General features: G+C 47.6%; 10 protein-coding genes. 4 read left to right on the top strand and 6 right to left on the bottom strand.

The window, feature by feature from the left end:
- Positions 1 to 3,331, bottom strand: a 3,331-nt coding sequence (locus tag QT973_RS22295; protein WP_333392194.1) for a two-partner secretion domain-containing protein, incomplete at its 3' end; no start/stop codon positions are given.
- Between the two features lie 76 nt (positions 3,332 to 3,407).
- Positions 3,408 to 3,584 (bottom strand): hypothetical protein, encoded by a 177-nt coding sequence (locus QT973_RS22290; RefSeq protein ID WP_333056475.1) that lies wholly within the window; start codon positions 3,582 to 3,584, stop codon positions 3,408 to 3,410.
- A gap of 152 nt (positions 3,585 to 3,736) precedes the next feature.
- Between QT973_RS22290 and QT973_RS22285 the strand changes: the two genes are divergently transcribed.
- Positions 3,737 to 3,931, top strand: a complete 195-nt coding sequence (locus QT973_RS22285; protein WP_190661768.1) for a hypothetical protein — start codon at positions 3,737 to 3,739, stop codon at positions 3,929 to 3,931.
- Positions 3,932 to 4,157: 226 nt separating this feature from the next.
- Here QT973_RS22285 and QT973_RS22280 read toward each other — a convergent pair whose 3' ends face one another.
- Positions 4,158 to 4,448 (bottom strand): hypothetical protein, encoded by a 291-nt coding sequence (locus QT973_RS22280; RefSeq protein ID WP_333273129.1) that lies wholly within the window; start codon positions 4,446 to 4,448, stop codon positions 4,158 to 4,160.
- A gap of 220 nt (positions 4,449 to 4,668) precedes the next feature.
- Here QT973_RS22280 and QT973_RS22275 point away from each other — a divergent pair, with 220 nt between their 5' ends.
- Together QT973_RS22275 and QT973_RS22270 are read left to right on the top strand one after the other, a co-directional pair.
- On the top strand, positions 4,669 to 6,243 hold the full coding sequence (locus tag QT973_RS22275) for a nucleoside transporter C-terminal domain-containing protein (protein ID WP_333212029.1): 1,575 nt from the start codon (positions 4,669 to 4,671) through the stop codon (positions 6,241 to 6,243).
- A gap of 379 nt (positions 6,244 to 6,622) precedes the next feature.
- Positions 6,623 to 7,228: a DUF3318 domain-containing protein gene (locus QT973_RS22270; RefSeq protein ID WP_333056479.1), complete on the top strand. Its 606-nt coding sequence runs from the start codon at positions 6,623 to 6,625 to the stop codon at positions 7,226 to 7,228.
- A 70-nt stretch (positions 7,229 to 7,298) separates the two neighbouring features.
- Here the strand turns inward: QT973_RS22270 and QT973_RS22265 are convergent, their stop codons facing one another.
- On the bottom strand, positions 7,299 to 7,955 hold the full coding sequence (locus QT973_RS22265; RefSeq protein ID WP_333212031.1) for a Uma2 family endonuclease: 657 nt from the start codon (positions 7,953 to 7,955) through the stop codon (positions 7,299 to 7,301).
- A gap of 388 nt (positions 7,956 to 8,343) precedes the next feature.
- On the opposite strand from QT973_RS22265, the gene QT973_RS22260 reads away from it, so the two are divergent.
- The gene (locus tag QT973_RS22260; protein WP_333056471.1) at positions 8,344 to 8,754 is read left to right on the top strand and encodes a hypothetical protein; all 411 of its coding nucleotides are present in this window, start codon (positions 8,344 to 8,346) and stop codon (positions 8,752 to 8,754) included.
- Positions 8,755 to 9,014: 260 nt separating this feature from the next.
- Here QT973_RS22260 and QT973_RS22255 read toward each other — a convergent pair whose 3' ends face one another.
- Both QT973_RS22255 and QT973_RS22250 read right to left on the bottom strand, forming a co-directional pair.
- A complete protein-coding gene (locus QT973_RS22255) occupies positions 9,015 to 10,799 on the bottom strand; it encodes a glycosyltransferase family 39 protein (protein ID WP_333392192.1) in 1,785 nt (594 codons plus the stop codon).
- A 285-nt stretch (positions 10,800 to 11,084) separates the two neighbouring features.
- Positions 11,085 to 12,299 (bottom strand): glycosyltransferase, encoded by a 1,215-nt coding sequence (locus QT973_RS22250; RefSeq protein ID WP_333056468.1) that lies wholly within the window; start codon positions 12,297 to 12,299, stop codon positions 11,085 to 11,087.
- Between the last annotated feature and the right edge of the window lie 16 nt (positions 12,300 to 12,315).

Below are 12,315 nucleotides of genomic sequence, written 5' to 3'. Positions count from 1 at the left end.
CGGGAATGGGTGCGGGAATGGGTGCGGGAATGGGTGCGGGAATGGGTGCGGGAATGGGTGCGGGAATGGGTGCGGGAATGGGTGCGGGAGTAGAGGGCGGGCCCGGTGTAATTAGGGAAATCTGATTTGGTAAACTTCCTTGGGTGTAAGTTTGTCCAACAGAAAAAGTGGGCAAAATGGCATTTCCCGCGCCAGCATTAATGCTTCCCAGGGTTCCATTGTCGATCGCGCCACCAACTATAAATGGTCGATCGATAGCGCCTCCGTGGCGAATTGCGATCCTGCCCGCCCCCGCACCTCCGGCAGTAGAAATACTCGAAGAATTGCCCGATATATCGTTGAAAACATTGTTCGATCGAAACAAACCGAGGGTTCTCACATCAACGCTGCCGCCAGTACCACCAGTGCCGCCTCTAGCGTTGATAAAGCCCAACTGAATGTTATCAGTCGCGTTCAGGGAAACGCCCCCGCCGTTGCCGTTTGAAGTGCTGCTGGAGTTGATATCTAGAGCCGAAATGCCCGATGAAGAGGTGACATCGATATTTCCGCCGATCGCCCCCGAAGCGTTCAAAGCTCCCGCAGTTAAAGGGCCGGCAGTGGTTTGGAGAGCGATCGCGCCTCCTGTGCCCGCCGATGACGAGTCGATCGCACCCGCAGCAACAGTATTCCCCTCAACCCGAATCCTCCCACCGTTCGAGGTAATATTGCCCGTCCGAACCTCGCCGCTTCCTTGCAGGTTCACGCTGCCACCATCCGTCCTTAAATTACCCTCTAGGAAGACGTTTTCTGCCTTGATATCGGCTCCCAAAGCGGCCGTGCTGTCCCCCCCGAAGCTAGCGGAATCTCGCGCGTTAACGCTCAAAATACGCGCTGCAATTGTGGAAGCAGCAGTCACGCTAGCAGCATCGGCCGAGAGCAGGCCCAACCTCTGAGTTTGACCGACTCTGCCGTCAAAAGTAATGTTGCCACCAGCGCGCAGGGTCAAATTATTAGCCCGGCCCGGCCTGCTGTCGAGGGTATTGGCAAAAGTGATATTGCCGGTAGTGGTGGCTAGGGCGGCGGTGCGATCGACTGTGACGTTACTATTGAAAGTCATGTCGCCCGATGTCGCAATATTGCCCGATACCTCGGTACTGCGGGCGTTGACAGTTAAACTCGCCAGCGGTGCAGCTTGACCGACTGTAGCGCCGAACAGCACTCGCCCAGCGTCTAGTCTTAGGGCGTGAGATCCGTCTAGGCTACCGGAGAACAGAATGTTGCCGCTAACTTCCGCGCTCAAAGCCACGTCAGCATTGAGGGATGCGTTTCCTGTAAAAGTGAGATCGCCACCGGATGTGGCAATGTTGGCGTTGAGATTAGTTTGGGGCGCGTTGAGAGTCAAGCTAGCGCTGCCGCTTGTGTTCAGGGGATTGTCGATCGCGATCGATCGGCCTTGAAGTGTCAGCGGGCTGTTGAAGGTAATGGGTGCGACGATCGCGATCGACGTGCTGCTACCGTTTTCGCGCCCGATCGCGATCGAGCCGAAATCCCCCGCCAAAGCGCCGAGATCCGTTGCCGTCAAGTCCAAAAGGCCCAAAACATCGCCGGTGCCACCGATCCGAATTGCTCGGCTATCGTTGGGCTGCAAGCGAATTGTTCCCCCCGCACTGCTGACGGAATTGCTGCCGCCTCTGAAGTCAATGCCGTTACCAGTGATAGCGATATTGCCGCCGTTAGCATTGAGTCCGCCCAGAGAGATGCTGCTGGCGAAAATGTTGATGTTGCCGCCTTGAGTCTCGATTAAATCGTTGGGGTCATTGACAACAAACACTCCGCCCGCTCTAAATGTTACGGTGTCTCCGGTTCTCGCTTGCAGGGAAAGTTTGTTATCGGGCAAGTCTTGGACGGTGATGTAGCCGGGGGTATCTAGAACCACGTTGCTGCCGGCCGCCATCTGTTCCAACTGCACTTCTGAGATCGATGTTTCGTTGGGTTCTGGTGCCGATTCCAGTTCCCCGCCAGTCGATCGCGCGCTGCTGGATCCGTTACCGCTGACGATGGTAATATTTGCCGGATCCAGCCACAAATTGCCGATCGCACCGTTAGTCGCGCGGGTATCGACTTCTCCTTGGAAAGTTAAAGCATTTTTGCCGGAAACTTCTACTGTTCCGCCGTTACCTGCGGCAGTGCCCCCGCGAGCACTAATATTGCCGAAAAAGCGAGTTGTATTGTCTGACCAAATTACCGCAGTGCCGCCATTGCCGCGGTCGATCGCGTTGGCTGCGATCGTAGAATCAGGACTAACATAAGTTACCTGGGCGTTGGGCACTGGTTCCATCCCTTGGAAACCGCCTCCGACGCGCACAGTACCTCCACCGTCAGTCCCGGAAGCATTGATATTTGCGCCGAAGAGTCCGACTTTTTCCCCTAAAATATTGACTGTGCCCCCAGCATTCCCAGAAGGGCCAAATACATTTACAGAACCGGAGACGATCGCACTTCCGGCAACTGCGGGCACTGTTTGGCCCCCAGTCAATACCAATTGACCTTGTTCGTTAGTGGTTAAACCTGTGGCTGACGCTACGCCTGGGCCCGTTAGCAACTGAGGCAAAGAAACCGGGGCGATCGCCGATTTTTCTGACTGCAAAGACGGAGTAATTTCTAAACTCAATAAATTGCCGCTTTGACTGATACGGACTGCATTTTGTCCCGGAACAGCAGCCACAGTAACTTGACCGTTGGGAGCGGATAATTGTCCTGTATTAATAACGGTGCCACCGAGCAAAGTTAAACTTTCCCCGTTGCCAACTGCCAAGTTTCCGGCATTGACAATTGCACCAATTTGTGAATTATTAAAATTAAATTGATTAGGATTTCCCAGTAAAGCTTTGTAATCATTAATTCCCGCCGAATGGAACCAGCCGTCACCGAAACCAATACCTGTAGCAGTTGTCGCGAAAAAAGACCCCGGCACGTTCAATCTAGCATTTTGACCGAAGACAATTCCCGCCGGATTCATTAAGAATAAATTTGAATTGCCGCCGGTTACAGAAATCAGACCGTTAATGATGGAAACATTGTTGCCGGAAATCCGCCCTAAAATATTTTGAATATTTGGATTAGTTAGAAAATTAGCGATTTGACCTTCGCTGAGATTAAATTGGCTGAAGCTGTGAAACAGATTTGTCCCGTTTCCTGACAATTGTCCGCCACTAATGTCGGTGCGGTTTTGCTCGGACTGAACAACAGTATTTGTGCCGTCATTTGCAGGAACGACAGGTTGCGATCGCACTGCTAGAGGTAGCAGCCAAAAACCTAATGTCAAAATTAGAGCCGAAGGAAAATAGGTCATTGGAGGAAGCCATTAGTCATTAGTCATTATTCCTTAGTCATTAGTCATTAGTCATTAGCCGGAAGGAAGAGGGATTTCAGACAAGCCAATTCTCCATTACCAATTTTAATCTCTTCTCGTTTTGATTTTTTTTGAGCTGTAATGTTCCGCTAAAGTGCCCATAAACTTCAAAAAGTCGATCGCACACCGCCACCACCGGGGTCGATCGCACTCCAAAACCACCCGTTGCCCGAATGTCGGAAATTTCAGGCAAATTTTGTATTGTTCTGTAACAAGTGTATTGACAAAAGCCCCCCAGAGTCATAAGATTGGAGCACTGATTGGGTGGGAAAGTAAAAACCCACACCATAACTGGCTCCTCTAATAAAGTTAAAAACAAAATATTGATGCTTTTAGAGACCAACCATGCAAACTCCAGCTTTCCCATTTCTAACTGAACAAATAGTAGAGCGGATATTTTCGTCCGGCGAACTGACTCGCGATGACAGACAGCGGATTCAGTCAATGCTCTTAAATGAGTCGATCGGCGAAAATGAATTGAGCTTAATTGAAAAAGTCATGGAAGGCGTAGTCAAGGGAATCCTTGACGTGATGAATTAGTTGATAAGGAATGAGAATTAAATAACTTCCACTCTTGAAAGTGGGATGGGCGTCCCGCCCGTCATGAGTGGACGGGCGGGACGCCCATCCCACAATAACAATTAAAATTGTAAGTTATTTAATTCACGATCCTCACTGGCGCTAACATATCTAAATGTAGGGTGCGCCGAGGCACACCTTACCCTAATTTTAAATAGAATCGAAAATCGAAAATTCTGTCACCGTTCTAAAAATCATCATCAGGGCCCTCATCAGGGCCCTCATCCGAGTTCCGATCGCGACGCACAAGTTCAGAAGGAGGCCTATCGTTACTCCATGCCCACCACACGGAATCGCACTGGCAGCGGTAAAATTCTTGCCATTTGCGACGGTTGAACTCGGTATATACTGGCGATCGACGATTAATCCAGACCTCAGTGGCATTCGTGCAGCTAGCGCCGCACTTGGGGCAGCAAAACTCATTAGCGTGAACCGCCGTCGCAGTCCATTCAGGAGGATGTGGAGCAAAAGCTTCCATGTGTTAGAGTTTCTATCTAAACTGCTGGTAATTACGGCAAATCAAGGCTTGCAAAAGATCCGCAGAGTTCGGAATGACCTAAGCAATGACATAAGTACGCTGTTGAGTGCGTAATTCATCTGCCCGTTATTTTTTTTAGCATTTGCCGTCAGATGAATAGTATAACTGATGTGGTGCAAGCCGTCGATCGGCATTCTCAGCTATTTCAAGGACTAAGCTCATGTCTATCTACAATCTTATCTCGTTTCTGGGCATCTTTGGCCTGTGTGCGATCGCCTGGGTTTTCTCAGAAAATCGCAAAGTTCAGTATATACCTTGGCGCGTCATCATCTGGGGCATTGGCCTGCAATTAGTCTTAGGATTTTTAGTATTCCTGTTCCCCCCAACTCGCATCGCCCTAGAGTGGTTTACTAGCTTACTGGATGGAGTATTCACCGCTGCTGACGCTGGAGCGAGATTTGTATTCGGGAGCAATGTTGTACCCATACCTGGTAAAGAGCCGGCAGTTAATTTAGGATATATTTTTGCCTTTAGAGCTTTACCGACAGTCATCTTTTTTTCTGGCCTCATGGCCTTGCTATACAACATCGGCGTGATTCAAATTATCACCGAACTTTTTGCCAAAATATTTTATACGACAATGCGCTTGAGTGGCGCCGAAGCCCTCAGCGGCGCGGCCAATATTTTCGTAGGAATTGAAGCGGCAATTGTCGTCAAGCCATATTTGCCAAAAATGACTCGTTCCGAACTTTGTGCAATCCTCTCTTGCTGTTTTGGGACTGCCGCTTCTTCAACATTAGCAATTTACGTTAGTTTTCTAAAGCCTGTTTTTCCAAATATTTTAGGACACTTAGTTTCAGCCTCAATTATCGCCATTCCCGCTTGTTTTGTCCTCTCCAAAATCTTAGTACCAGAAACAGACACACCCCTGACAATGGGCGGCATTCCCAAGGAAGAACGGAAGCCTAAAGGCCGCGAGTTTGTGGGCGAAGAAATTTCCGAAATGGACGGCGAAGCGATGCCACAAGAGACAGTTGGAGGAGAACCCATCGAACGAGTCAGCCCTCTCGATGCAGCGATAATTGGTGCATTGGACGGTGTAAAAATGGCAGTAGCCATTGCCGCTGTTTTGATTTTAATCTTGGGCCTAGTTTCCTTAATCAATCAATTCTTTGGTTGGCTGGCAATTTTGCCCGGCCCCATTGGTGACTTGTTCAAAGTTGTCACCTTAGCAAACATTATGGGATTTTTATTTTATCCCCTGACGCTATTAACAGGAGTGTCCATTGACGACTCTTGGGAAGCATCAGTAATCATCGGACGGCGACTGTTAGAAACAGCAATTCCGCCCTATCAAAGTTTAGCAGAAGCATCGGCAAAAGGACTGGTGAGCGATCGTACAGTTTTAATTGTCAGTTACGCCCTTTCCGGCTTCGCCCACTTAGCCTCCGTCGGCATATTTGTCGGCGGTACGATCGCCCTAATTCCATCCCGCCGCAAAGACATTTCCGAACTCGGTTGGAAAGCATTATTTGTCGGCACCTTAGCCACAATGATGATCGCTTGCATCGCCGGCACCTTCGACACCGGAGACGCCAGCATTTTAGGCGCTAAAACAGCCCCTGTTGCCCCGCTAACAGCCCCTGAATCTCTAAAATCACCGCCATCCCCAGCCGCGAATTCAAAGCCGTCAGTTGCCCCAGCAATTGCCAGTCCGAAGCCTTCGGCTAATACCCAAAAAGCGTCTCCCAGAGCTCAAGAATCTCCCTCTTCCGCATCCAAGAAAAACCCTTAATAATCTTCTATTGACTTGTAGGGGCGGGTTTTTCCAACAATATTTAACTCCCGTTAAAAATCTACAGAAACCCGCCCCCGCACAACCAATAACCTACATCAACTTTGCTTTCGATAAAACAAGTTAGGAACGGACTCTGACCCAAGAAACCGGGTTTTTCATCAAATCTGTGGTTGTCACAAAGTATGCTCGCAAAAACCCGGTTTCTGGCCACCCGTGCATCAGATTGCGATTTGCCCTTGGGTGAGTGAGGGCCGGTTTTAGAGATTGTAGGTTTTAGACAATTATGGTTGGTGAACCCGCCCCTACAAGCCCCTGATGGATGTTGTTGTTTTTTATGCCGATGCAAGCAATTCCCAATTCCCAATTCCCAAAATTTATGAATCCCGAACCAGAAATTCGCCGCCTGTTAGATGTGATGCCCGCTTCCGGCCGCATGATGTGTAAAATTATTAATAAGCCACAACAATCAACGGTAATTGACTGCGAGTTTCCTTTACCTTGGAATCAATCTCGCCCGATTTATATTAATTTTGATTTGTGGCGGCTGCTATCTAAGCCCCAGCGGGATTTACTGCTATTGCGGAATGTAAGTTTTCTGTGCAGTTTTAAATGGTTTAAACCGGATATTTATCAAGGTGCCGCTCTGGCGGGAATTGTCGGGACTGTTGTAGAATTGTTGCAGGGAGATGCGATCGGCACTGCGATCGCGGGCGGTTTGACAGGACTCGCCATGACTCGAATTTGGCGCGACAACCGCAGTTCCCAAGTAGAGTTAGATGCTGACGAAGGGGCGATTAGAGTAGCGGGAAGGCGTGGTTACAACGAAGCAGAAGCGGCCGGACATTTACTTGGGGCGATCGAGGCTGTGGCGCAAATTGAAGGGCGCAGTTTGGATTTTAATGAGTTGATTCGGTGTCAAAACTTAAAGGCGATATCGGGTATTTCGGCGGTGGGCGTGCCCGATAGTGTGAGGAAAGATTAAAAACTTGCTCCTTCCTACCATAAGAATATAGAAATGTCGGCTTTACCAAATCATCGCTCTAATAATTACTTCACCTCAGACTATTTGGATCGACTCCTAACTCCCGCAATTTTTGTGCTAATCTGTTCACCTGTTCTTCAGGAGTCAGATAACGTTTTCCCTCTGCGTCGTACCAATACAGCCACTCCCTCGTCACCCCAGAATAATTTCCCCTTTCACAACCAATTCCTAAACCTATTTCGGGCATCCAAACAGGATGTCCCGACTGTAATTCATACTTCCCATTAACTAACTTATGTACTTCCAATCGGGGTTTGCGACGGCGGCGAGATGAATAGATAATGTAATAAAGCACGCCTAAATCTTGATATTCCTCCAACTTTGTGGTGTATTCCTTGCGATACTTTTTGGAAACGACTTCCAGTACCAAAGTTGGGACAACCTTTTCATCCCACAGAACGTAACTGGGACGCAATTCTTCATCGTAAAACCTTTCTACTCCTAAACTCAAGAAACCGTCGGGGACAATTGGAGCTTTTTCAGGGTGATAATAGATACCCATATCTATGCCAAAAAACCAGTCCATGCGTTCTGCCCAAATTATGAGCAATACCGCTTTTAGCAACCCCGGTATTAGTTCTTGAAGTTCGTTATCCACAGGCGTTTCGTCAGAATCTGGCAGTTCATCGGCTGAGGGCAAGTACCTCGGTAAGTTGTAATTTAACATTGCAGTTTTTCCCAAAACTTACATCAATTATAGCGTGGTTGTTTGTCGATCGACCCTATATAACGTTTTTTATTGCTCGCCATTCATGATAACCGCCTAATTTTAATACCTAATTTAAACGCCTAATTTGAGCGTTTAAATAAATAATTTACTACTGTACAAATATCATATTAAGATTTGTAAATAATTTAGTGTTGTATTTATTTGTGGTCTAAGATAACGTCATTGCTCAACTAGATATAGTTTTCGATCACCGCAGAGCGATCGAGAAAAAATCATCAATTAGGACGCATATTGATTGCAGTAGCTCGATGCTCGATCGCGCTCGCAATCTCGTGCAAGTCTGTCACATTCCTATGGGCAAACATACCCAATTTACAATACAGCCATGAACACCCCAGAAACTGCGAATGCCTGGATTATTTACCGACTGCTGCCCAACTTTCAGCGCTTACCTGTCGCGCAATTTCGCAGCCGCAGCGAAGCAGAATCTTCCCTGAAAGTCATCCGGCAAATGCTACCCAATACCGAATTAATACTTGCTTTTGAGGTTGGGCCAGAAAGTCCAACTACCGAACTCAATCAGCCCCCTGCTAAAAAGCCAAACTTGCAAACTTCAGTTAACCGAGAACTCTTGAAACTTTTCATTATCAGTTCTCGTCCAGTTGTTTCCCGCGTCATTCATTCTTTTCACCGCGATAATTTTGCCTGCGTTTCTGACTGGAGTCCGCTTGTCCCAACTCAGAATCCCGGTGAAGTGATGAGCGTCTTAATTAAACATTTTGCCGCTGACTCTTAGTTTGCCACCCCTTGATGATTCGGCGGTTGAAACCGCTCCTTGTCAAACGAAGTCTGCCTCCGCAGACTAAGAAATAAAGGGGGTATTTAAGTCGGATTTGGTATTAGTCCTCTTTGAGAGGACTTTAGCTTTGAGGCAGGGGTTTCAACCCCTGCCGGACTGCGGTTGTAAGGCTAACTCTATATCCTCTACTTCTTGAGTCATAAATTTATCACTATCTCTCCCCAGTCATCGAACCTTAGCTGCGGGCGATCGCCAAATCAGGAACAATGATAAACTTGATATTCATACCCATCCACCGCAGGCAAATCGCGCGATTCAACCTGACATTTTTGTGCTTCTAGATTCACAGGTGCGCGAAAATTAACCAACCACAAATCTAGCGGCCGTTCTAATTGACTGAGTGTTTTGTCAAGTGTCCCTGCCGCTATTTCTGGTGCATCCCTTCTCTGATTAGCCAAAAGAAACAGCGGAGAATCAAAGGCTTTAACTTCTTCTTTCTTCCTAACATCCCTTACATCCGTTACATCCGCTACAAAATCCGTTGCCGAACTTCTTTCCCATTCCCACCCTATCCCCATCAACTCTCCTATTTCTACATGAGTATTTTGAGTAGTAGCAATTAACACGGGAACTTTCGATAATTCGCGGATAATCGGAATTAAAAGGTCTGGTTTGTAATATTTGCGATAGCCGAGATTGGAATTTACTGTGACACCGCTAAAAAAACCCATTGCTAAAATTAGCAGAACTGCTTTTTTGCCCGAAACTTCGATCGCCCGTAAATTAAACCATTGACTTTTTGCTGTAGGTGTGTTATAAATAACCGCCAAGGTTGCTCCTAAAAGCAATATCACCCCCGGAAAGTAGACGAAATTGTATCGTGCGCCGCGAGTTAGGTCAATCCCTAGAATATATGCAAAGCTGAAAAATTGGAAAATTGCTCCTAGCACAAATCCGCCGAAAATAACAGTACCTAAACGAGTATCGGGCGTTTTTAAGGAATTTTTAAGAGCGCCTCGCAGCAGGGGAAGCACTAATATAAAAAATATTGTCATGGCGATCGCCGATACAACTACTACTGCCAAATTTGGCGATTCCACCGGCAGCAGAGAGATGACAGTGATCCATCCAGCTAAAGCTTGAAAAATCGGATTAACCCAACTTAAAAATGTGCGATCGCCACTGACAATCCAATTAGTTAGTTCGCTACCGTATTTATTTGACAAAAATATCGGCAGCCAAATTAAACCGCCAGCCAAAGTGCCCACGGCTACTGCGAAAAGCCGCCACATGATTTGAAATTGCCAAATATTAGGCTGCTGGCTGTTGTCAATTAGCAACTTTCCATTAAACTGCTGCCAGATTACAGCAATTAATGCTATTGCTTCGGCACACAAAGTCAGTACAAAAAAGTAGTGAACCGCTATTCCCAAACAGTTAACAACCACCCAAATCAGCACCGCCCAAATAGGCAGGTGAGCACGCTTTTGTAGCTTTTTTGCAGCTAAGACGAGGCAAAAAAGAGAGGCAATAACTAATAATATTCCTAAAGTGTAATGGCGAGCTTCTTGAGCGAGATAAATGCCGTAGGGAGAAACTGCCATCATCGCGGCCGCACATTGACCGACTAAACGCGAAGTAAAAGCAAACTTGCCTAAAAAGTAAATAGCGGGAACTGAAATCACACCCAATAATGCAGGAAGAGCTCGCCCTATCCAAACTAAACTATCCTCGGTCGGCCCAAACAGTTGCATCCACCAATGAGCGAGCATAAAATATACTGGTGGATGGTTGCTTTCTAGTAGCAAATTGCGGAGCACGTCGGCGGTGTCAGCATCGGGGCGCAATTGCAGCGGTTGTAATAATGTAGAAAGCTCGATCGCGCGATCGAGCGGCACACCGCGAAAACTGTTGCCCAAACTAAATACTAGAGTCGAAAACTCGTCTGTCCATAGCGGTTTCGAGTCCAAATTGGCAAAGCGCAAAATCAAGGCGATCGCCGTCCACAGAAATAGCAACAACAGTTGTTTGTTCTTAATCATTAATTCAGTCAATCGATTTTAGATTTTAGATTTTAGATTTTAGATTTTAGACTTCGGCGTGCAGTTCGACAAGCTCACCGTCCGCGCTAGAGGAGAACGATTTTAGATTTTAGAATTGAAGCATTGAAGCATTGACTTGCGCGAGATAAATCCGGGGGCTTGTATCCTAGATGCTTTCGGTCATTCAAAGGCATAGGGCAGGAGACCAATTTGTCATTAGCCATCAGTCATTTTATCCATTATCAATTACCAATTACCCATTTCGCATTACCCATTTCCCATTACCTACTTCACGTCCGTCACCCGCCAACTCAACTTCATATTGATCCAGAAATTCCACAGAGTCACAGTTGCGATCGCAATCAACTTAGCCAAATATTCGTTTACCTTAAAAACATTAAACAGCACATTCACCAGCAGCACATTTATCATCAAGCCAATCAAACAAATCACATTAAATTTCAACAGCCGTTTCAAGCGCTGGCGCTTTCCCTGCTGCCGCTTAGAAATATCACCAAAAGTCCATAAATCGTTCCACAAAAAATTATTGAAAATTGCCACTTCAGCAGAAAAAATTGCACTGCGAGTCAGCCCCAAACCGAGGACAGTCCGCAGCAAGTAAAAAACTCCCATATCCACAAACACGCCGCTGAAACCAACCACGCCAAACCGCAGGAATCTGCCCATCGGCCAGCGGGCAAAGCGCAACCGAAGCAAATGTTGCAAATACTCAATATACTGTTTCCAGGTAACTTTGCTCTCCCCTTCTTGCCGCTCGTGAAACACGTAACCAACTTCTCCAATCCAGCGGATATCGCCTCTGCCGAGCACTTCAATCAATATTTTGTAGCCAGCAGGATTCATGGTTTTGCCGGCTATGCAACAGCGCCGCACCATAAAATACCCGCTCATCGGATCGGAAACTCGGCCCACCACTCCCGGCAGGATCACTAACCCCACGGTTTGAGCGCCCCGCGATAAAAATCGCCTGACAACGCTCCAGTCGCTCACCCCGCCCTCGCCCACGTGACGGCTCGCAGCGGCCAAATCTGCTCCCCGCTGAATTTCTGCTAAAAGCTGCAACAGCGTTTCCGGGGGATGCTGCAAGTCGGCATCGATGACGCCCAAAACCTCGCCCCGAGCCGCCTGCCACCCGCGAATTACGGCCGTGGAAAGTCCCCGCTCTTCTTCCCGGCGCATCACCCGCAATTGCGGATATTCCGGTGTCAGGGAAAGGGCGACTTCCCAAGTGCGATCGGGGCTGTCGTCATCGACTACAATTAATTCGTAGTCGCCGGGAATGATGCCATCGAGCAATTGGCTCAATTTTTCCACAATACTCTGGATATTCCTGCACTCGTTGTAGGTGGGAATGACGAGGGAAAAATAAATTTCCGCTGTGCGTGCATCTGTAAAAGTTGAACCGAAAGTCTGTATAGCAGGAATTTGCAAGGGCCCCGACGGCACTGGCAATACCTGATTTGGTTGGTTTATGCCCATAATTTCAGTGTTAAGA

The sequence above is a fragment of the Microcoleus sp. Z1_A1 genome, assembly GCF_036700305.1.
In the GTDB taxonomy this organism is placed as follows: Bacteria; Cyanobacteriota; Cyanobacteriia; order Cyanobacteriales; family Microcoleaceae; genus Microcoleus.
Note: the sequence above shows the minus strand (reverse complement) of the source record. Positions and strands in the feature narration are given on the sequence as shown.

Bases quoted from the DNA above. Each gene is read 5' to 3' on its own strand.
- QT973_RS22265 (WP_333212031.1), bottom strand. From the start codon at position 7,955: ATGTTAAATTACAACTTACCGAGGTACTTGCCCTCAGCCGATGAACTG.
- QT973_RS22285 (WP_190661768.1), top strand. From the start codon at position 3,737: ATGCAAACTCCAGCTTTCCCATTTCTAACTGAACAAATAGTAGAGCGG.
- QT973_RS22255 (WP_333392192.1), bottom strand. From the start codon at position 10,799: ATGATTAAGAACAAACAACTGTTGTTGCTATTTCTGTGGACGGCGATC.
- QT973_RS22260 (WP_333056471.1), top strand. From the start codon at position 8,344: ATGAACACCCCAGAAACTGCGAATGCCTGGATTATTTACCGACTGCTG.
- QT973_RS22250 (WP_333056468.1), bottom strand. From the start codon at position 12,299: ATGGGCATAAACCAACCAAATCAGGTATTGCCAGTGCCGTCGGGGCCC.
- QT973_RS22280 (WP_333273129.1), bottom strand. From the start codon at position 4,448: ATGGAAGCTTTTGCTCCACATCCTCCTGAATGGACTGCGACGGCGGTT.
- QT973_RS22275 (WP_333212029.1), top strand. From the start codon at position 4,669: ATGTCTATCTACAATCTTATCTCGTTTCTGGGCATCTTTGGCCTGTGT.
- QT973_RS22270 (WP_333056479.1), top strand. From the start codon at position 6,623: ATGAATCCCGAACCAGAAATTCGCCGCCTGTTAGATGTGATGCCCGCT.